Origin of the sequence: Veillonella sp. 3891, assembly GCF_003992315.1 — a bacterium.
Lineage (GTDB): Bacteria > Bacillota > Negativicutes > Veillonellales > Veillonellaceae > F0422.
This window is the reverse complement of record NZ_RQVE01000001.1, coordinates 97,262-118,005: the sequence shown is the minus strand read 5'-3', so window position 1 is coordinate 118,005 and position 20,744 is coordinate 97,262. Positions and strand designations below refer to the sequence as shown.

General features: G+C 39.2%; 19 protein-coding genes, 1 tRNA gene and 1 pseudogene. All 21 read right to left on the bottom strand.

Going from position 1 to position 20,744, the window contains the following annotated elements:
- Positions 1-56 precede the first annotated feature (56 nt).
- The 21 genes and pseudogenes from EO118_RS00555 to hydG all read right to left on the bottom strand — a co-directional run bounded on the left by EO118_RS00555 (position 57) and on the right by hydG (position 20,695).
- Positions 57-147: transfer RNA gene (locus EO118_RS00555), tRNA-Ser, on the bottom strand.
- Positions 148-517: 370 nt separating this feature from the next.
- Entirely contained in the window at positions 518-1,081 is a 564-nt protein-coding gene (locus EO118_RS00550) for a manganese efflux pump MntP family protein (RefSeq protein WP_127068065.1), read from the bottom strand.
- A gap of 112 nt (positions 1,082-1,193) precedes the next feature.
- Positions 1,194-2,612: an Rne/Rng family ribonuclease gene (locus tag EO118_RS00545; protein ID WP_127068063.1), complete on the bottom strand. Its 1,419-nt coding sequence runs from the start codon at positions 2,610-2,612 to the stop codon at positions 1,194-1,196.
- A 9-nt stretch (positions 2,613-2,621) separates the two neighbouring features.
- A complete protein-coding gene (locus tag EO118_RS00540) occupies positions 2,622-3,311 on the bottom strand; it encodes a TIGR03936 family radical SAM-associated protein (protein ID WP_127068227.1) in 690 nt (229 codons plus the stop codon).
- Complete coding sequence (locus tag EO118_RS00535; RefSeq protein ID WP_127068061.1) at positions 3,283-5,166, bottom strand: TIGR03960 family B12-binding radical SAM protein; 1,884 nt, start codon at positions 5,164-5,166, stop codon at positions 3,283-3,285. Before EO118_RS00535 ends, EO118_RS00540 begins: the two co-directional genes overlap by 29 nt.
- 36 nt (positions 5,167-5,202) lie before the next feature.
- Positions 5,203-6,306: a rod shape-determining protein RodA gene (rodA, locus tag EO118_RS00530; RefSeq protein WP_127068059.1), complete on the bottom strand. Its 1,104-nt coding sequence runs from the start codon at positions 6,304-6,306 to the stop codon at positions 5,203-5,205.
- 9 nt (positions 6,307-6,315) lie between these two features.
- Complete coding sequence (gene mrdA, locus EO118_RS00525; protein ID WP_127068057.1) at positions 6,316-8,214, bottom strand: penicillin-binding protein 2; 1,899 nt, start codon at positions 8,212-8,214, stop codon at positions 6,316-6,318.
- Positions 8,215-8,226: 12 nt separating this feature from the next.
- On the bottom strand, positions 8,227-8,718 hold the full coding sequence (gene mreD, locus EO118_RS00520) for a rod shape-determining protein MreD (RefSeq protein WP_127068055.1): 492 nt from the start codon (positions 8,716-8,718) through the stop codon (positions 8,227-8,229).
- Complete coding sequence (gene mreC, locus EO118_RS00515) at positions 8,715-9,632, bottom strand: rod shape-determining protein MreC (protein WP_127068053.1); 918 nt, start codon at positions 9,630-9,632, stop codon at positions 8,715-8,717. The genes mreD and mreC overlap by 4 nt, the downstream gene beginning before the upstream one ends.
- Positions 9,632-10,666: a rod shape-determining protein gene (locus EO118_RS00510; RefSeq protein ID WP_127068051.1), complete on the bottom strand. Its 1,035-nt coding sequence runs from the start codon at positions 10,664-10,666 to the stop codon at positions 9,632-9,634. Before EO118_RS00510 ends, mreC begins: the two co-directional genes overlap by 1 nt.
- 273 nt (positions 10,667-10,939) lie before the next feature.
- Positions 10,940-11,833 carry an HU-CCDC81 and SPOR domain-containing protein gene (locus EO118_RS00505; protein ID WP_127068049.1) on the bottom strand — a complete coding sequence of 298 codons (894 nt, stop codon included), beginning with the start codon at positions 11,831-11,833 and terminating at the stop codon, positions 10,940-10,942.
- A gap of 4 nt (positions 11,834-11,837) precedes the next feature.
- The gene (locus EO118_RS08725) at positions 11,838-13,208 is read right to left on the bottom strand and encodes a nucleotidyltransferase (RefSeq protein ID WP_240626910.1); all 1,371 of its coding nucleotides are present in this window, start codon (positions 13,206-13,208) and stop codon (positions 11,838-11,840) included.
- 1 nt (position 13,209) lies between these two features.
- Positions 13,210-14,043 carry an Eco47II family restriction endonuclease gene (locus EO118_RS00495; RefSeq protein ID WP_127068047.1) on the bottom strand — a complete coding sequence of 278 codons (834 nt, stop codon included), beginning with the start codon at positions 14,041-14,043 and terminating at the stop codon, positions 13,210-13,212.
- The gene (locus EO118_RS00490) at positions 14,043-15,035 is read right to left on the bottom strand and encodes a DNA cytosine methyltransferase (RefSeq protein ID WP_370447319.1); all 993 of its coding nucleotides are present in this window, start codon (positions 15,033-15,035) and stop codon (positions 14,043-14,045) included. Before EO118_RS00490 ends, EO118_RS00495 begins: the two co-directional genes overlap by 1 nt.
- A gap of 27 nt (positions 15,036-15,062) precedes the next feature.
- A pseudogene (locus EO118_RS08720) lies at positions 15,063-15,266 on the bottom strand (helix-turn-helix domain-containing protein); the annotation flags it as partial.
- 158 nt (positions 15,267-15,424) lie between these two features.
- On the bottom strand, positions 15,425-15,907 hold the full coding sequence (locus EO118_RS08660) for a hypothetical protein (protein ID WP_206168271.1): 483 nt from the start codon (positions 15,905-15,907) through the stop codon (positions 15,425-15,427).
- A complete protein-coding gene (locus EO118_RS08655) occupies positions 15,889-16,479 on the bottom strand; it encodes a relaxase/mobilization nuclease domain-containing protein (RefSeq protein WP_206168272.1) in 591 nt (196 codons plus the stop codon). Before EO118_RS08655 ends, EO118_RS08660 begins: the two co-directional genes overlap by 19 nt.
- 194 nt (positions 16,480-16,673) lie before the next feature.
- The gene (locus EO118_RS08805; RefSeq protein WP_127068041.1) at positions 16,674-16,778 is read right to left on the bottom strand and encodes a transposase; all 105 of its coding nucleotides are present in this window, start codon (positions 16,776-16,778) and stop codon (positions 16,674-16,676) included.
- 6 nt (positions 16,779-16,784) lie between these two features.
- Positions 16,785-17,093, bottom strand: coding sequence for a hypothetical protein (locus EO118_RS00470; RefSeq protein WP_370447318.1), 309 nt, complete (start codon positions 17,091-17,093; stop codon positions 16,785-16,787).
- Between the two features lie 563 nt (positions 17,094-17,656).
- The gene (gene guaA, locus EO118_RS00465; protein WP_127068037.1) at positions 17,657-19,192 is read right to left on the bottom strand and encodes a glutamine-hydrolyzing GMP synthase; all 1,536 of its coding nucleotides are present in this window, start codon (positions 19,190-19,192) and stop codon (positions 17,657-17,659) included.
- Positions 19,193-19,276: 84 nt separating this feature from the next.
- Entirely contained in the window at positions 19,277-20,695 is a 1,419-nt protein-coding gene (gene hydG, locus EO118_RS00460) for a [FeFe] hydrogenase H-cluster radical SAM maturase HydG (RefSeq protein WP_127068035.1), read from the bottom strand.
- Positions 20,696-20,744: the final 49 nt, after the last annotated feature.

The window sequence follows — 20,744 nt, the reverse complement described above, 5'->3', positions numbered from 1 at the left end:
CGCATTTTATAGCACTTTTCTATTTCTGTTTATAAGCATATACACCCTTTAAACCTTGGCGGAGAGAGAGGGATTTGAACCCTCGGTACGGTATCACCGCACACATGATTTCCAATCATGCTCCTTAAGCCGCTCGGACACCTCTCCAAGTGAATACTTAATTATTATAAACCACTAAATATATTCCGTCAAGCATTTTTTTCATTACTAAGGAGCACAGCAGTACATAAAACATCCTGTGGTGTCTCCTTCCAAAATCATGCAAACTCAAGACGAGCACCGTGTGCCCCATCCCGTGAGGAATGCAGTTATGCGTAGAACGTCCTGTGGTGGAGTATTATCTACATAACATAAATACTAAAAAAGCACCGCATATTCCAGAGCAAACCTAACCACTGTATCAGTTCGGGTCAGAATGTGCAACCATTTCTCAAAGCAATCTCCCAGAGGAACGCAGTTATGCGTAGTAGCCTTGTGGCGCTTTTACTACCTAAATTGCAAAAATGCAAGAAACGATTTAGCGAGGTAAATACCCCAAATGCTGCAACAGTATTTTCACCCCAATGAGTATCAATATAACGCCTCCAGCCATTTCTGCTCTTTCACGAAAGGCTTTCATCATATGATATCCACTGAATATGCCCACAAGGCATACCAAGAAGGTAATAACCCCTATGGTGAGTGATGTGAAATACACGTCTACATGTAATAGGGCAATTGTAACCCCTACTGCTAGGGCATCGATACTAGTGGCAATGGACAATGCTAACATTTCTTTCCAATCCACCTTTGTTTTATCTTCTTCCTCATCGCTAAGCGAAGCACGAATCATATTAATGCCCAAATAGCCTAAGGTAATGAAAATCACCCAGTGATCCCAGTCATCAAAGTTCTGTGAAAACTGAGCGCCTACAGCAGCCCCTATGATTGGCATCAGACATTGAAAGGCACCAAATAAAAATGCCAATGTGACCTTTTTCATCATTGGGTCGGATTTCATCTGTGATGATTTACAAATAGAAACTGCAAAGGCATCCATAGCAAGACCTACCGATAGAATTAATATTTCAAGGTATGACACAAGTCCCTCCTGTAAATAACAACAAAAGTGCTTGGCAGTCCCAAGCACTTTTTCTTAAAAATATTACATTTCATATAGAGAGTTGTAATTATTTTTAGTACTAATCCTATTATTATACATCACCTAAGGCTAATAGGGAATAGGCTTCTAATCCCATTGTGGCATCATTTTCAATCTGTATAGTTCGTTGCAACTCTGTACGTAACGATTCCAACACTTGTTTTGTAAAGAATTGCCCCACATCTGGATGTACCACAATGGACACATCCGTTTTTAATCGCCCAAAGCGATAGAGTTCCCGCAGACGGCGCAAGATTTGCAAATATACAGTTTCTCCTTTTAACACATGTCCAGTACCACCACAGCTGGAACAAGTATCAAAGAGGATAGATGGAATACTTTGGCGCTCTCGTTTTCGTGTCAATTCCAATAAACCTAAGGATGTAATACCACATACCACCGTTTTAATGGGATCCTTTTTCACTAGATGATTCATCAACTGCACCAATTCTTCCATATCTTGTTTCGGCATATCGATAAAATCGCAGATGATGATTCCTCCAAGATTTCGCAACCGTAATTGTCGAGCAATCATATGGGCTGCTTCCTGATTCACTCGTCTCGCTACCTGTCCCGCTTGTTCATTTTTTCCGCTGTAATGAGCAGAATTCACATCGATAACAGTAAGTGCTTCTGTTTGGTCAATCTGTAAGGAGCCACCAGATGGTAAATCAATACGATGATTTAAAAGCGCATCAATTTGTTCTTCAATGCCATGAGTTTTAAAAATATCTTCCTTCTGATTCCATAAACTCACTTCTACAGGCTTACCAAATCGTCCTGCCCCTAAGAGTTGCTGCAACTCTTCATAGGCAGCTACATCATCCACCATAATGGAACCCACTGTAGGTCCTACATAGTCACGGATCACACGATACCATAGGTTAGCATCTCCATAGATTTCACTACCGTTCTGGGCTACCTTATAACGCTTTTGTAAATGTTCCCAAGTCTGATGTAAATAAGCCATATCCCGAGCTATCTCTTCTTGGCTCGCCCCCATAGCAGCGGTGCGCAGAATAAATCCTACACCTCGTTCTAAATATGGTTGTGCCATATCTTTCAAAGATTGACGCAACTCTGGGTCTGTAATCTTTTTAGAAATATGAATCTGTTGGTCTTGTGGCAATAAGACCATGTAGTGACCAGCCAAACTGACATCTGTAGTGACACGAGCGCTTTTCCCCAACATGGCATCTTTCACAATTTGCACGAGCAGTACTTCACCTACGTGAACTTTTTTCTGTTTCCCTTGTTCTTGTAGATTTAAGTACACATTTTGACCAATGCCAATGTCGAGGAAGGCTGCACTCATGCCGGGTAGGACATTTTTCACAACCCCTTTATACATATGATGTACGCGGTTCGACAGCTGTGGTCGTTCATAGATAATCTGTTGTAACGCTCCTGCCTCATCCACAATAGCGAGACGGGTTTCCTCTTTCATCACATTGGCATATAATCGATTCATAGTCTCTCCTTATTCCACTTCTAGTGGCGTAATACAAGCCCCATCCGTTTCAATCAGAATCGCTTCACGGTGAATAGAATAACTATCTGTTACGGGCCAGCCGTATTGTTCTTTGCCTAATTTCCACATATCCCCCGGTTTCATAGTTCCTTCTGGATATACGCCGATGGCCATGCGAATGGTCACCATTCCATTGTCCACTGTGGCCACCAATGGTTCCTTAATGAAATGTTTCACATCAATAGTTCTTGTTTTCTTCGGCGTTACTTTTTCATACAACACTTCTTCTGCACTGTTGAAAGGCTCCAACAAAGAGACCCAATCTACCGCTTCTGTAACAGGGCCCTTGACTTCGTAGACCGCATAGTTGCAAATAGCCATCATTTTTTTCACTTTATCTGGCATGAATCGACCTTCCAGCACTTCCAATCCTTTTGGTGCTGCTTCTGAAAGTCGTTTCATTAACTCTTCTAATGTGCCTTCTTCTAGAACATCCATATCGCAATATTCAGCACTAGCCGTAATCCCTAACGCCAGGGCAGAGGAAAAGCTGATTTTCATATGTGGATTAAATCCTTCAGAATAAGCCATTTTGATACCACTACGACGAATCATACGCTCAATGGCAGAGGCATAATCTAAATGGGATAAAAAGCGAAGTTCTTCTCCCTTATGTAAGGCCAAACGTAACTTTCTCAACACGTCCACCCTCCTTATAATCAATAATCGGTGTGCCCAACTCTGGACACGCATTACAACCATTGCACGGCTTGCGACGGCAATCCCAAGTCAATGTACCATCTACCGCACGTTCCCATTCGCGGCGTAAAAATTCTTTACTTACCGTATCATCTAGATGATCCCATGGTAAAGCTTCTGAAAAATCACGATTTCGTCGGGCATAGTATTCTGGATCAATATTGGTATTTTTGAAAGCCTGCATCCATGTATCGTAATTGAAAAACTCTGTCCATCCATCAAACTTACAACCTAACTTCCATGCTTCTACAACAGATGCGGCTAAGCGTCTGTCACCACGGGCAAAAACCGCTTCTAAATACCCTGTATAGCCATCATGGTAGTGATAGGAAATATTTCTATTGTTGATTAAGGATTTCAAGTATTTCTGTTTACGATGAATTTCTTCTACATCTTGTTGTCCGTACCATTGGTATGGAGAATGTGATTTCGGCACAAAGAAGGAACAACTCACTGTGACCTTACCATTACGTTTACCAGTAATTTCTCGATGTAAATCAAGCACTTTATAGGCTAAATCGGCAATACCTGCTACGTCTTCATCCGTTTCTGTAGGCAAGCCCATCATGAAGTAGAGCTTTACTGTATTCCAACCAGACTTGAAAGCATTTTCACAGGCAGACATCAAATCCTCTTCACTAACACCTTTATTGATAACATCACGCATCCGTTGAGACCCAGCTTCTGGAGCGAAAGTTAAGCCACTTTTACGCACTTGTTGTACTTTTTTAGCAATATCGATAGAAAAGGCATCAATACGCAAGGATGGTAAACTAACGCTCACTTGTTTATCTTTAAACTCTTCCATCAACATATCTACTAATTCCGGCAATTTAGAATAGTCCGCAGAACTTAGAGACATCAAGGAGATTTCATTGTAGCCAGTATTGGCAATAATTTCTTTTGCTAATTGTACCAATCGTTCTGGAGTTCGTTCACGCACTGGACGATATAACATACCAGCTTGGCAGAAACGACAGCCACGTAAACACCCTCTAAATAATTCAAGTACCGCTCTATCATGAACAATATCTAAGTATGGCACTACAGGTTTTGTAGGATAGAACGCAGCCTCCATATCTTCTACGATACGTTTTTTTACAATGGCAGGCGCTTCTTCAGCCAATACTTTCATTCCTGCAAAGTCCCCAGATTCTGTATATTGTGGTTCATACAAACTAGGAATATAGGTGCCTTCAATCTGCGCTGCTTTTCGTAAAAAGGCCTCTTTGCCGCCAGGGAATCCTTTTTCTTTCTCAGCTTTATATAAATCAATAAATTCGTTAATCCAATCTTCTGATTCACCAATGGATACGACATCAAAGAAATCTGCAATAGGCTCCATATTGTACACGCACGGGCCACCACCGATTAATAGGGGGAACGACAAGTCTCGATCCTTTCCATAAAAAGGAATGCCTGCCAAATCTAACATATTAATGATGTTTGTATAGCACATTTCATATTGCAAGGTAAACGCCAATAAATCAAAGTCACGGATCGGTGTTTTCGTTTCCAAAGAAAACAAAGGAATCTCCCGATTGCGCATTTCCGCTTCCATGTCATGCCAAGGAGCAAATACACGCTCTGCCGCCGCATCTGGGCGTTCGTTGACGATACCATATAGAATTTTAATTCCTAAATGGCTCATACTCACTTCATACACATCTGGAAATGCGAAGGCCATCGTCACATCCACTTCCGAATGATTCTTGGCGACGCTATTCCATTCCCCACCCATATAACGGGCAGGCTTTTCCACATGTTGTAACCATGATGGATCTAATTGAATCATACAACCTCCAAGAGGCACTAGCCTCTTTTTTACTACTTAAAACATGCGCTTTTTCTGGCGCATTACTATATTTAATAATAAACCTATACTCAATAGATTTGTTGTTAACGCACTTACACCGTAACTAATGAAAGGCAATGGAATACCCGTTACGGGCATAATACCAGTGGTCATGCCTACATTGACTAAGACTTCAAATAACAGCATAGAGCCAATGCCTGTGGCAATCAACATACCGAAGGGATCCACCGATCGTTTTGCAATTAAGAAACTACGATATACAACTACCAATAGTAACCCTAAGACCACAAAACAACCGATAAGACCTAATTCTTCTCCCACCACGGAGAAAATAAAGTCTGTGTGGTTTTCCGGCAAAAAGTTTAACTGACTTTGAGTTCCTTCAAAGAGACCCTTACCAAATAGTAATCCTGAACCGATAGCAATTTTAGATTGGATAATATGATATCCTGCGCCAAAAGGGTCTACATTAGGATTCAAAAATACCATAATCCGTTGCTTTTGATACTCTTGCAATACAAACCAGCTTAATGGCAACAGCGCTACCATAGTGCCTACCATAATTTGTACTAACCGCATGCGAATACCGCTGACAAAGAGCATACCTGCTAATATAGCTACATACACTAAGGATGTTCCCAAGTCTGGTTGCTTAAATACTAGTAAGGCAGGGATGCCTAAAAATAAGAATACTGGCAATAACTCTTTAAAAGTATTTAACTTTCCTACTCGACTTTCCAGCATATTTGCCAAACTAATGATCATCATCAACTTCGTAAATTCTGATGGTTGAATCGTAATCGGCCCAATCTGAATCCATCGTTGCGCACCTAGTGCCGATGTACCTACCACCATAACTGCCAAGAGCATAACGATAGTAGCCCCATATATCCACTTTGCATAGGGGCGCAATCGCTCGTAATCTAGCCATTGCAGACCTACAATGGCAACGATATTTAATCCAAAGAACAGCAATTGTTTCGATACTAGCCCTGTAATTTGTAGTCCATCTCGATTGACATGAGTCGCACTGCCGATGACAACACAGCCAATGACAATCAAACTAATAGTAGATAGCACCAAAATCCAATCCCATTCACGTATAATTCTCTGCCACATAGTATACTCCTAGTCTACCTTTTGTTCTTTTCCAGAGTTTATCTCTTTTTTAGCATCCTCTTTCTTATCATTCATTGGGACTACGACTGGCTTAGGAATATGAAAATATTCTTCCAAAATAGGGCGTACAATAGACCCTGCTGATATAGCACCAAAACCGCCTTGTTCCACCAGCGCTACTACAACGATACGAGGCTTGTCATACGGTGCATAGGCAACGAACCAACCATGGTCACGGCCAGTAGCATTTTCCGCCGTCCCCGTTTTACCAGCTACGGCTAAGGATAAGCCTTTAAAAATTTCCCCTGCTGTACCACCTTCCAAGGTTACGTCTCTAAGACCATTGCGGACAATATCCATGACGGCTTTCGATACTTGCAAGACCCCTAATTTCTTAGGTCCAAAAATCTCTTCTGGCGTTCCATCTGCATTGTCGATACGACTCACTACATACGGTTGATAGCGAATCCCTCCGTTAGCAATCTCAGACATCATCACTGCCATTTGTATCGGCGTCACCAATGTGAAAGACTGTCCAATAGCGGCATCGAAGGTTTCCCCTAAGTACCAATCTTGATTAAATACTTTTCGTTTATATTCGGGACTAGCAATATTACCACTGCCTTCATCATAAAGCTTGATACCCGTCTTCTCACCAAGGCCAAAAATCTTCGCATATTTATCGATATTATCAATCCCTAATCGATTGCCCATTTCATAGAAATACACATTATCCGACTTCGCCAATGCTTTGTTAAAATCCAGCCAGCCTAAGGCCTCACCTTCTGCATTTCTCTTATCGATTAGCCAGTGTTTACCACTGTCATAAATCATTTCATTAGGAGTTACCTTTTTCAATTCTAAAGCCGCTGCGCCCGTAATAATTTTAAAAGGAGACCCTGGTGGATATTCACCAGTGACAACTTTATTTTCAAAAGGATGATTGGCATCTGTATTTAGCTGATTCCATTGCTCAGTAGTAATCCCTTTAGCAAACCAATTTGGATTAAAGCCAGGTGCACTCACCATGGCGAGGACCGCCCCTGTATTAGGATCTAGAGCCACTACGGCAGCTCCCTTCGCAGGAACACCTTGTTTTCTAAGCGCTGCTAATTGGTCATAGACAGCTTTTTCAGCCACTTTTTGTAGATTCAAATCAATGGTTAAATGAATATTGCGACCTGGTATAGTATGCTTACGTCCTACTTCTTCTACAGGTCGTCCACTGGCATCCACCTCTACTTGGCGACCACCGTCCACACCACGTAGCACAGAATCGTACATTTTCTCTAGCCCAGAACGACCTAAAATCGTACCAGGACCAATGGTGCCACCTGTATGCGTTCCGTCTAACTCTGCTTGTTTCGCTTCCGCTAGCTCATCTTCACTGACTTCCCCTACATAGCCTAATAATTGGGATGCCATCGTATCATGAGGATAGTACCGAAGTGGCTCTACATCTACCGTAATACCAGGTAGTTCATGACGATGTTCTTCAATTTTTGTCACCTTGTCCAAGGTCACGTCACTAGCTAATCGAATCGGTTCATAACCACCCTTATGAGCCTCTATTTTTTCTGCCAATGTTTTCACAGGAATTTGTAAATAGGACGCCAATTGTTCTAACTCTTTTGGATCCGCCTGCTTTCCAGTGGGCAACATAGACACCATATAGGCCGGTCGTGAACCGACCACAATTTGACCATTTCTATCATACATTAATCCCCGTGTAGCTGTCATAGAGAGCATCCGAAGTCGATTCCCCTCCGCTTTTCCACGGTAATAATCCCCTTCAATGGCTTGTAGATAAAATACACGTCCTAGCAAAATAGCAAAAATGATGACGACTATGGTTAGCAATACATCAAAGCGTGTCGTTTTTTTCTTTTTATATAGTGCTTTTAACATAGCCTCTCCTTTCTACCACATGTATTCATCCTTTTCTTCCCAGCGCCATACCAGTTTATGCACCACAATGCCTACTAAGGCATCAATCCCTATAGAAGGAATTCCATGATTCCAAATGTAGGTGGTCATGACAATTGGTTCTTGTACAATCCATAATAAACCTATTTGTAGAGCCATGACTAAGGCGGCTCCTACCCCTGTCCACCAAGCTGTGGCATACCATTGTTCCTCATATACCGTGCCTTGCATAGAGCCTAACATATAACTTACCATCGCATAGGATACCACATGTAATCCAAAATAGTTTCCGATCATCACGTCTTGAACGATACCACCTACAACGGCTAGCATCATACCATGAGACCGGCCTTTCAATACGGTTACAACCAACGCAATATCCAATAATAGATGCGGCGCCCACGAATAGGAAAACCATCTAGGCACCACTAAGGATTGGATAATAATAACGCCTAATACCATCAATGTCCAAGCACATCGTTTCATTGTTGCACCGTCCCTTTAGCCCCTTCTACTTGATCTCGCTGTGTACGAGGAATCAATTTTGGCTCTAATTTTGGCGCTTCTGGTCGTGCAATGGATGATGATACAATTACGAATACTTCTTCTAAACTTTGAAAGTCCACTGTAGGGTCGATGACAGCATGTTTCACAAATCCTTCTTCATCGGTAACAATGTCTTTCACATGGCCCAGTAATAATCCTTTCGGATACATACCTCCAAAACCCGATGTCACGATGGTATCACCTTTCAGAACGTCACCATTTAAAGCGATATTCACCATTTGTGGTTCCATAGGGCGATTGCCATTGCCCTTCAGTATGGATGCAATTCTAGACTCCGGTCGTTGTACGATAACTCCCGTCGCAGATCGTGGATCTAATATACTTTGTACCCGTGCAGAATGTTCGTACACATCAGATACAAAACCTACTACACCGCGCGGAGCAATGACCGCCATATTCGGCGCTACTCCATCTACACTGCCTCTGCTAATAGTGAAAGTATCTGTCCAGGCTCCTCTATCACGAGTTACCACGGACGCCGCTAACAACGCAAATTGAGGTTGTTCTCCTTTAAATTGCAACAATTGGCGTAAACGAATATTCTCTGCTACCAATTCATCATAGGCAACTTGCTTTTGCTCTAATTCTGCATTGCGTTCCTCTATGTCAGACATATCTTTCACACGCAAGATGCCATTATCTATCACGGCTATTCCTGTATGTAGACCAGATAAGAAACGACTAGCTCCATAAGTGAAAGGTGCCATTAAGTTTTCTAAGGTTACCGTCACCACTGGTACTTGCGTTCTTTGTTTCCACACGTACCCAAAAATTCCTAATATGGCACAAAGGATTACGATCATAGTCAACCATTTTCGTTCAGATTGTTGCATTAAGATCGCCCCTTTCGTAATTTACTAGCCACTAATAATCGCTCTAAGCGTTGTACATCCGCAGCCGCTCTACCTAAACCAAGTGCCACCGTATCGCCTGGCGTATCTGCAATGCGTACAGGAATACCTAGTTCCTCTTGGATGTGGCGGTCTAACCCTTCAAGTAAGGACGTACCTCCCGTAAGGAGCATGCCACTTTCCATTATATCTGCCACTAATTCAGGTGGTGTTTTTTCCAAAATACTGCGTATAACCGCCACCATATCTGCAATAGGTTGTCGCAAAATTTCATAGACTTCACTTTTACGAATCATACAGCGTTTGGTGAGTCCCGTTTCAGAATGTCGACCTACAATAGTATATTCTCCTTCGATAGATGGAGCGATCGCACAACCAAGAGTTTGCTTAATGTCTTCCACTGTTTCATCGGATACCATAATAGAAAACTCATTACGTATATAATGGTAAATGGCTTCGTTTAATTCATTACCACCAATCCGTGATGTGTGGCTCGCTACTTTACCACCCATCGATAAAATAGCGACATCCGTCGTACTGCCACCGATATCGACAGCCATACTACCACGAGCCTCAAAAATAGGAAGCCCTGCACCAATCGCTGCTGCTACTGGACTTTCCAACAAATACGCTTCCCGAGCGCCCGCCTGAATGATGGCATCTGTCATGGCTCTTCGCTCTACATCGGTTATACCACAAGGCACTGCCATGACGACACGAGATCTACGAACCGCCTTGGACGCTTTGTTCATAAAATACTTTAACATGGACAACACTATGCGATAATCCACAATAAAGCCCTCTTTCAGAGGACTCATAGGTGCTAATGTTTCCGGATTGCGCAACAACAAGCGCTGAGCATCTTCTCCAATAGTAACGATGTTCTCTTGTTTTGCATCCGTTGCCACTATAGATGGTTCCGATACAACCACCCCTCGACCTTCCACAAAAATATGCGTGTGAAAGGTACCAATATCTATTCCTAAATCTCTTCCTAATGAAGAAAATAATTTCATCGAACCTCTCCTTATAAAGAATTCCGTATTCTATTAATTGTAACATACTTTAGGGAGATTATAAATAAAAAAGCCAGCAGATCCTAAGTTCTGCTGGCTTTCACTATGTTTATTTTATTCCAACTCGATATGTACATTGATATCGTTTAAACTAAATGACATAAAATCAATGTTTTATTGTTATCGGGTTTAGCCTTATTATCCATTTTATTTCTGTTTATCTGATTTTTTGCAAGCATATTGCAAGCACGCTTCATCTTCTACAAGCTTATCTTAAATATCCACAGTATATATCTTACCAACGCCTGAAGTTTTTATCAATTCTCCTTCATTTTCTTGTAGTATTTTTCTTGTATGATCAGCAATTTCTTCACTAAGTTGTCCTATTGAAGTATTTACTCCCAGTGAAGTAATCTCTTCAGCTGTAGCCAATCTATATTTATCAGATGGTTTATTTAACAACCTCTTTAAATCTTCTGTTTGTTCCACAGTCGGCAATAATTCTACTACATCAGCCAAAAGGATTTCATAAATTTGAAAATGTTCTCCAAAGTGAAGACTTGTCATGTGTCTACCACAAAAACGATATGAAATCTTATTCCAATTTATTATATCTTTTTCTATAAGTTCTTCTCTAAATTCACGGCTTAAATTATTAACACTTTCTCTATTTGCTTTTTTGTCAAAATGACTAATAAATTTCCTCAAGTATTTATTTTCCATTCTAAGCCTATAATCATTACGAGAAGATTCATCTATCGAAATCTTGTTATCATCCTTTACTTGAAATCTATTTTTAAGTTCTATTTTCTCATCTTCCTTAAATTTATAAACTCCTCCAACAGGTTGATATTTCCTAGTTCCTCTTTCATTCTTAACTAATAGATATTTATCCCCTATTTTTATTCTGTAGAGGTACGCAAAAGAAATTCTAATGATAGTATTGTCTGTTATGAAACCTCCTCTTTTCAATTTCCTTTGAGACATCTTCCAATCTGTTGTATCTAAAATATCTTGAATCAAATGAAAAAGTGCCTGCAAAGAAAACCCAAGAAATAAACCAGCAATACTGCTCCCTGCAGGCCATGATTTAAGCTCAAAAATAACCATCGTTGCAATCAAGAATAGTGATATTATAAACATAATAACACTTTTTACAAATTTCATAGTATTACCCTCTACCAATCGGAATGTTTACTCTGTCTTTTGCAACACACATATTATCTTTTATAATGTAACATTCAATATAATGATTACCGTAAAAGTTACTGTGTTCAACTATTGTTTTTCCTTTTTCAACAATTTGCCCTCTAATTTGATTCCTTCTTTCTGCTTCTGGACCAACATTTTTAACTTTCCAAAAAATTTTATATGGTTGTGGACAATCTGTATAATCCATAGAACAACGAATTTCAAAATTGTGAGGCAACCAGTGTCGTAATACAGATAAAAATTCAGTTAGTAACTTTGGTCTCCATCCGTTGCCACTAACAATACATGACACTTTGCAGTTGTACGATAAACTTAATGGATATAACTCTTCAATATATTCCTCAGTATCAGAAAAAGAACAAATTGGTCTCAACACTGTCTTTGATTCATACTTTGCTATTTCTGTAGATTGCTCACTCCAATAATCGTGATTGAAAAAACCATACCATGCTTGAATTGCATCATCTTCGGTGCAATCATCTTTGAACAGAATCTCAAGATCCTCTAGTTTGCTCTTAAGACGATTTTTCCAATTAATCATTCGCTGTATATCACTTTTTCTAGGAGTTAAATCTCTCCCATTATCAACAGGTGCCGTGACACACGTATTTATTTCAAGACGTTCAACGATTGCCTTCATCGTATAATAGAATAATTCATCAATTCGTTCATATGAATCTTCTAATTTTTCCTCACACAAAACAGTTTGTAAGAGTCCACTCGGCATATTTTTCCAAAATTTCCTTGACTTACAAAACATTTTTGATAAACGTACTATTTTTCTAAGCTTTCCCCCTGAATTACTATTTTGAGTTGTAAACCATTCGGTTAATCCATAAAGTTTCCTTTCCGTCCAATCAGCCCCAGCATGTTCATAAATCCAACTATCATTCCATTCATCATATTCTCGTCTATAAATTGCGAAATCCACATGATATCCATCAACATAATTCACACGTACACAGCTCGTTTTAACTTCCGGTTCTGTATTAAACTGCTTCGTTCTTCTTTTAAGTGCATTTGCCACCATATTTCTTGTAGCCTGTGCTCCTTTATCTTGAAGCTTGGACTTATCAAAAATAATGGCAACATCAATATCATAATCATCATCTTCGTTCTGTACAACAGTTGACATTGAAACACTACCTTGCACATATGTTCCCTTTATTGAATAGGATGTCTTATTTTCTTCATTATACTCTTTCAATCCATTTTTAAGTCGCTGAATATTTAGTTCTTTTTTATTATACAGATTAGTTTGTTCCTCTTGAGACAAAACAACATAGGAGTTATAAAATATGTTAAATTTTGATGATAAGTCATACATCATCCTATACCTCCCTTTTTAGATTATCAGAAATAAATCCTATATAATTTCCAAAGCCAAGCATATAAACCGCCATTGCAATTGCCAAATCTTCCGATGCGATATTCTGTTCTGATGCCAGTGATTTTAATTCATCAATAACCGTATCGTGCGGAACAATTGTTCCTTCAAAATCTTTTACCGCATTTTCAATAACAGATGGTAACACCATACACATCTGATAAAAAGCGTCTTCTTGTCCTGTTACAAGAGCATAAAATTGATCAAGACTAACTCTACGAATTAATTTATGACCTACTTTCTTCTTATCAACAGTCGTCTCCCATTTTATATTTTGAGATTGCTGTGCAATCGCTTCAACTAAGAAACAAGCACAGTCATCATCAGTCAAAAGTTGATTCTGCATTTTAATAAATGTTTTTCCAGCTGAAGCTGAATTCATGGTATTATGTTTATTCTTCATTTCTACATATACCGTATGCACACTACCAGCATTAGGAATTTCAATCCCCTTCTCATTTTCGAATATAACATCCCAACCACCTTCTTCGCCATTGGGTGGAACATGACAGTTTGCTATATACTGAAAAATCCTCTGATGAAAGTATCCTATATCATTATTATTGGATTTATCACGTTGGCGAAAAATTTCATTACTTACGATCTCCTTCCAAGAAGCTTGATACACTGTCTTGTCAAAAATAAGTTTTATCGGATCTACAATATTCTTATTAAAACGTCTTAGGTCAAAAGATTCCAGTTTCTCACCGTATTTTTCAATTGTTGCCTTAACATGATTAGTAAAATCCTCTTCTGTTATAAAAGTTAAATCCCACATCACAATTCCTCCAATGCTTCTTTTATTTTCAACGCAATTTCGTATGCCAAATTAACTGGTACAGCATTTCCAACTTGCTTATACTGTTGCCCTATGCTCCCACAAAATTGCCAGTCATCTGGAAAACTTTGACATCTTGCATTTTCCCTTATAGTAAATGGGCGTGGCTCTAACGGATGACAACGATCCGTCTGCTTTTGACTTGGCGAAGTCAATACAGTCAGAGATGGTTCATCTAAGCTCAATCTCCTTAAGATACCTGTTCTGCCACCCTCCATATACCAACAGCTTTTCATATATTCTTTAGCTATATCCTCCGGAATATCCCGCCAATAACCTCCTGGGGGAACCAACTCAAAAATTTTTCGCTTAGATTCAGAATAAGGTGTTCCTTCACTTTTAGGACAATCTAAAAGAATATCACGTAACACAGGTTTATATTTGTGCGGAGTAGGAAAGTCAAAATATATTTTATCAATAAAATCATTTCGTATTCCAATGGTAATAAGACGTTCTCTTTTTTGTGCCACCCCATAATCCCAAGCATTTAGTATACCTTTCTGAATTGTATATCCTGAATTCTCAAAGATATCTGTAATAGTTTTATATGTTCGACCCCTATCATGAGTAAGCAAACCCTTAACATTTTCAAACAAAAACATTTTTGGTTGAAGTTTATCCAAGAACATTGCATAATGATAAAATAAAGTTCCCCTTGCATCCTCTAATCCTAATCTTTTACCTGCATAAGAAAAAGATTGGCAAGGAGCTCCTCCTGATAATAAATCAAGCTCCCCTTTTTTTATGTCAAAATATTTCTCTAAATCCAAACATGATATATTAGCAATGTCATCATTTATAACCCTCCAATTAGGGCGATTATATTTCAATGTATCTGAAGCTGCTTTATCAAATTCTATCAATCCAATAGTTTTAAATCCCGCTTTTTCAATGCCTAAAGCTAGTCCGCCTGCACCTGCAAACAATTCTATTGTTTTGAAAGCCTTAACTTCCTTTTCTGTATTTTGAGCAACTGAAATAATATCTCCTACATCGCAATTCAAAGCAGTACATATTTTTTCAATACTTTCAAAAGAAATAGTCTCGTTTTTTCCCATGCGAGCCATTACATTAAAGCTTATTCCCGCAGCCTCTTTTAATTCAGTTTTGTTCATATTTTTATCTATAAGCAATTTCCAAAGATTATTATAGCAAACTGCCATTTTAGTACCTCCTAAAAATAACACAGTTATGGTTTGTTATATTATATCATAATTAGGCAATTTATCCAATAAATCTCACATCATCATTAGAAAATCTCTCCATCTTTGTCGTCAGCAAAAATAGTTAATGCATTTACAAACCTGAACTAAACATATCATTATCGCTCAATGTTCTTTAATTTTTTCACCTCTGCTTTATTCAAATCCTTATTTTCAATCTGTTGTCTCTTAACATATTCATTAACTGATTCTTTTTTCTCTGTTTTATCCTTACCTAGATACTCATTCATATTATTTTTCAGATACTTCAATTCATCATACTGTTTTAATAATGAATTGTGTTTCTTGATTATCTCCCCTTGTTTAACCTGTAACTCTTTGGAATACTCATTTAATTTCCTGAAAAGCTTTTTACCTGATTTTATTTTTATTTCTCCCAATACCATATGTTTCAAGTGCGGAAATTGCTTAAGGAAAATATCTATTTCCTCATAAGACTTCTTATAAGCCTTCACATCTTTTCGATTCATCATCATATAAATTTTATCATTTAGATTTTTACGATAACCTTCATAATGTACTCTTTTGCTGATACAGATTTGAATATGCTTTACTACTTCCTTTATCTTTTTTGCTCCCATGACAGCTTATCAAATTCTCGCTTCAACTCATTCTTTTCGATTGAGATTCGGCTGATACCATGCTCCAATTCTTCCATCGAATTAAATCCCCTGTCTCTAATTTCAATAAGTTTAGAAGCTGCTGTTTTAAGGTTATGTTTCGTAGCCCAACGCTCATATCCTTTGCTCGACTTCACTTTTTCATTCTTCTTGATGTCGATGATATTGCCAAGTTCTTTTTCTTTATTCAGAATCCTAACTTTAATCCGTTCTTCGGTATAGTTTTCTCCAATCATCTTTGCTCGGGTAAATCTCCGCTGATTATTACTTCTAAAAGCAATATGCTTACCGAATTTTATCTCGTATCCATAGCTTTCCATTTTAGATAGAAAGTCCTGTCCATCAACGGACTGCTTTATACTTCTATCAATATCAAACAGAAGTCTCGACTTGTAGCTACTGTCTTTTTTATCCTCATGCCAATTTACAAATTTTCTTCGCTTAATTTCGTTGATTTCCCTCTGTGTTTCTCGGTTGATGACAGATAAGTTATGTTCCTTACAAAGTCTGTTGTTTTGACTTCTGATATTCATATAGGAACTTTTTTAATCATCAGACTTGCGCAGCACCTCAAATAGTCGAATACGTTCCCCTTCAGAGAGCATGTGGAATACCTTGCGACATAGTTTGCGAGACCGTTTAATGTAAGAGCCTGCGTTCTTAAATCGCTTCTGCTCACGTTTACGTACATTCTCAAAGCCCATCCTACCAGTCGCACTAGATGGAATCAATCTGCAATAATAGTAGCATTTGGAAATAGCTTCCTCATTTTGGAACGGAAAAACTCGGACATGTCCATGACCAGATACCGCATCTTGGAGCGTTCTTGCAAACTAAATTATTTAAAGTAGCTAAACAAAGCTACCTCGCTTTTTTCAGGTAAGATATCTAGTACTCGTTTACCTTTTGGATCTGTGACGATGACCTGGAATTTATGACCACCAGCATTTCCTCTAAACTCATCAATGGCTAGCGTTAGTGGTAAATGAGCTGGTATTCCGAGGTTGAATGTCTTAGTGAACATTCGAATGACAGTGGTAACTGACACATTGACCTCTTTGGCAATATCCGTATAGCTGTAAGTTCCTTGTAACTTGTGCATTATCGTAGCGATGACAGCTTTATTCATCTGCAAATACCTTCCTATAAAAGAGTTCTTTTCATCGAAAGTTTTACCACAAGAGTTGCATCGGTATCTACGTTGGTTATGCTTGCAAATCTTCTGGTAGTGATTAAATGATGTACTTACCTCTGTAGCTAAGTTGATGGTACGGGTATAATATCCTTTTACTTCTGTGTGTACAGATCCACACTTAGGGCAAGTATGAAGTTTTCTAGGTAATTTGATGTAATAGGTGACAGTTTTACTTTCTTCATCAAATACGATGTCATAAATAAATTATGTTTTGATATTTGTAAAAAGTTCGGTATAATCTAATGTAGGCAGATGCTTCAGTCCTTTCTTATTTATGTCGTTACTTATATTGTAAAGTAAACTGAATGATATGCCTATTTTATGCAAAAAATATATCCTGGGGGGATGGCTATTGCTGTCCCCCCCAAAATATATTATAGAGCCTGATTATTGCAGAAATTGCAATAACTACTCAATACGAATCTTTAGCCAACAAAACTCAAAGAACAACAGTAAAACTACAAAACAAAAGCCAGCAGTTCCAAAGTTCTACTGGCTTTCATTATATCTATTTTTTATTCCCACTCAATGGTTGCTGGTGGTTTACTTGTAATATCATACACGATACGGTTGATGTGGTTCACTTCGTTCACGATGCGGCGGGAGATAGTATCCAATACATCATAAGGGATACGAGCCCAATCAGCTGTCATGAAGTCAGTTGTGGTCACACCACGCAATGCCAATGTGTAATCATAGGTACGGAAGTCACCCATAACGCCTACTGTGCGTGTGCTTGTTAAGACAGCAAAGTATTGATTGATAGAACGATCTAAACCAGCTTTTGCGATTTCATCACGGAAAATATAGTCCGCATCACGCAATACGTCTAGTTTATCTTTTGTCACTTCACCCATTACACGGATGGCAAGGCCTGGACCTGGGAATGGTTGGCGCCATACAAGGTAATCTGCCAAGCCAAGTTCTGCACCTAATTGACGAACTTCGTCTTTGAACAAGTTGCGAAGAGGTTCGATTAAACCTTTAAAGTCTACTACTGCAGGCAAGCCACCTACGTTGTGGTGAGATTTAATCACTTCTGCTTCACCAGTACCAGATTCGATCACATCTGGATAAATGGTACCTTGTGCTAAGAAGTCCACGGAACCAATTTTACGGCCTTCATCTTCAAAAAAACGGATGAATTCTTCACCGATAGCTTTACGTTTTGCTTCTGGATCATCAAGACCTGCTAACTTTGTCAAGAAACGCTCTTCTGCATCCACACGAATGAAATGCATACCAGAATCTTTGAACGCTTCTTCTACTTCGTCGCCTTCGTTTTTACGCATCAAACCATGGTCAACGAAGATGCAAGTCAATTGATCGCCTACGGCTTTAGAAATTAACGCTGCCGCTACGGAGCTATCCACTCCACCAGACAACGCCAACAATACTTTGCCATCGCCTACAGTATTACGGATTTCTTCAATAGCTGTTTTTGCATAGTTTGCCATCGTCCATTGGCCTGTGCATCCGCACACTTCATACAAGAAGTTGTGCAACATTTCTTTGCCGTGTTCTGTATGCAACACTTCTGCATGGTATTGCATAGCGTATAAATGGCGTTCTTCGTTTTGCATCGCTGCCACAGGGCAATCTTTTGTATGCGCCACGATTTTGAAACCTTCTGGCACTTTTGCCACATAATCCACATGGCTCATCCATACGACTTCTTCTTCTGAAAGTCCTTTAAATAGCGGTGAGGACACATCCACTTGAGTTGGCGTTTTACCAAATTCGCGTGTTTCCGCAGATGTAACATGGCCACCTAATGTATGTGCCATAAATTGCATACCGTAACACATACCCAATACTGGAATGCCAAGTTCAAATACTTCTGCTTCCATTTTAGGAGCATTTTCTTCGTATACGCTAGCAGGACCACCTGTGAAGATGATACCTTTTGGCTGTAATTCTTTAATTTTTTCTAATGCTTTATTGTACGGGTATACCTCACAATACACATTATTTTCACGTACACGACGCGCGATCAGTTGGTTATATTGACCACCAAAGTCAACGACAACAACCATCTCTTTTTGTTCCATTCTGTCCTCCCACAATCTTCTGTTTATAACTTCAATATATAAACAATATATATTAAATATTATACCCTATGCACCAAATTTTGACTAGAATCGGAAGTCACGTTCTCCCTCTTCCATTTGCGCAATATAGGCTTTGGATTTTTCTTTCACCAGATCATTCTTAATAGAGTCTAATTGCACATCGATCACAGCAGCACCAACAGCTTTTGTGTCCTCGTCTGCATAATCTAGTAAGTATTCTTTCAATGTCATTAACGCATTCGGTTGGCAACAGTTAGAAATTTGCCCGCTCTTAGCGAGTGCCATGAAACGGTCTCCTGTACGTCCCTCACGGTAGCAAGCTGTACAAAAACTAGGTACATATCCTAATTGTAATAACCATTCTACAATTTCATCCAAGGAACGGCGGTCACTCGTATCAAATTGAGCAGAGTTTTCTTCTTCTGGTTCTTCCTCTACATAGCCACCAACGGATGTACGAGATCCCCCAGAAATTTGAGAGATACCCAAGGCTAACCCACGCTCACGCATAGATTGACTTTCACGGGTAGACATAATCATACCTGCATACGGTGCAGATACACGAATCAATGCGACGATTTTTTCAAAAATATCGTCTGGTACAGCATTACTAAAATCATCTACATCGATATCATCGGCTGGACAAATTCGAGGCACACTGATGGTATGCGGCCCTACGCCAAACTTCGCTTCTAAATGTTCTGCATGCATCAACAAGCCTACGAAGTCATATTTGTAATGTTCCAATCCATAGAGAACGCCAATGCCTACGTCATCGATGCCTGCCTCCATAGCACGGTCCATAGCCGTTGTATGGTATGCATAATCGCTCTTAGGTCCTGTTGGGTGAAGGGCTTCATAGTTTTCTTTATTATATGTTTCTTGGAACAATGTATACGTACCAATGCCTGCCTCATGTAATTTGCGATAATCTTCTACTTCACAAGCCGCAATATTGACGTTCACACGACGAATTTCACCATTATCTTTTTTGATGGAGTAAATCGTATTAATACATTCCAAAATATATTCCAATGGATTTTCCAATGGATGTTCACCAGATTCGATAACAATCCGTTTATGACCCATTGCTTCTAGGGCCATCACTTCTTCACGCACTTGGTCTTGGTTTAGTTTTTTGCGAGTAATGGTCTTATTTTTTGCATGGTATGGGCAATAGACACAACCATTGATGCAATAGTTTGATAAATACAAAGGAGCAAATAATACAATACGATTTCCATAAATCGCCTGTTTAATCTCTTTTGCTAAGGCAAATAATTTCTCCTTATATTCTGGCAAGGGACATTCTAACATCACCATCGCCTCGCGGTGGTTCAATCCTACTCGAGTTTTTGCCTTTTCTAATATGGCATCCAACAAAGGACGATTTTCCTTGTTTTCTTCTGCATATTTTAGAGTGGCTAGAATCTCTTCATGATTAATAAATTCTTCCGCCTTGGAAGAGTGTACATCATACATAGTAAACTCCTTTTCTACTGACTTAGTAGATCTATGATAGCCTATATCT

Bases quoted from the DNA above. Each gene is read 5' to 3' on its own strand.
- EO118_RS08725 (WP_240626910.1), bottom strand. From the start codon at position 13,208: ATGATGTATGACTTATCATCAAAATTTAACATATTTTATAACTCCTAT.
- mreD (WP_127068055.1), bottom strand. From the start codon at position 8,718: ATGAAACGATGTGCTTGGACATTGATGGTATTAGGCGTTATTATTATC.
- hydG (WP_127068035.1), bottom strand. From the start codon at position 20,695: ATGTATGATGTACACTCTTCCAAGGCGGAAGAATTTATTAATCATGAA.
- rodA (WP_127068059.1), bottom strand. From the start codon at position 6,306: ATGTGGCAGAGAATTATACGTGAATGGGATTGGATTTTGGTGCTATCT.
- mrdA (WP_127068057.1), bottom strand. From the start codon at position 8,214: ATGTTAAAAGCACTATATAAAAAGAAAAAAACGACACGCTTTGATGTA.
- EO118_RS00535 (WP_127068061.1), bottom strand. From the start codon at position 5,166: ATGATTCAATTAGATCCATCATGGTTACAACATGTGGAAAAGCCTGCC.
- mreC (WP_127068053.1), bottom strand. From the start codon at position 9,632: ATGCAACAATCTGAACGAAAATGGTTGACTATGATCGTAATCCTTTGT.
- EO118_RS00510 (WP_127068051.1), bottom strand. From the start codon at position 10,666: ATGAAATTATTTTCTTCATTAGGAAGAGATTTAGGAATAGATATTGGT.
- EO118_RS00545 (WP_127068063.1), bottom strand. From the start codon at position 2,612: ATGAATCGATTATATGCCAATGTGATGAAAGAGGAAACCCGTCTCGCT.
- guaA (WP_127068037.1), bottom strand. From the start codon at position 19,192: ATGGAACAAAAAGAGATGGTTGTTGTCGTTGACTTTGGTGGTCAATAT.
- EO118_RS08655 (WP_206168272.1), bottom strand. From the start codon at position 16,479: ATGAATATCAGAAGTCAAAACAACAGACTTTGTAAGGAACATAACTTA.
- EO118_RS00495 (WP_127068047.1), bottom strand. From the start codon at position 14,043: ATGTGGGATTTAACTTTTATAACAGAAGAGGATTTTACTAATCATGTT.
- EO118_RS00505 (WP_127068049.1), bottom strand. From the start codon at position 11,833: ATGAAATTTGTAAAAAGTGTTATTATGTTTATAATATCACTATTCTTG.
- EO118_RS08660 (WP_206168271.1), bottom strand. From the start codon at position 15,907: ATGGGAGCAAAAAAGATAAAGGAAGTAGTAAAGCATATTCAAATCTGT.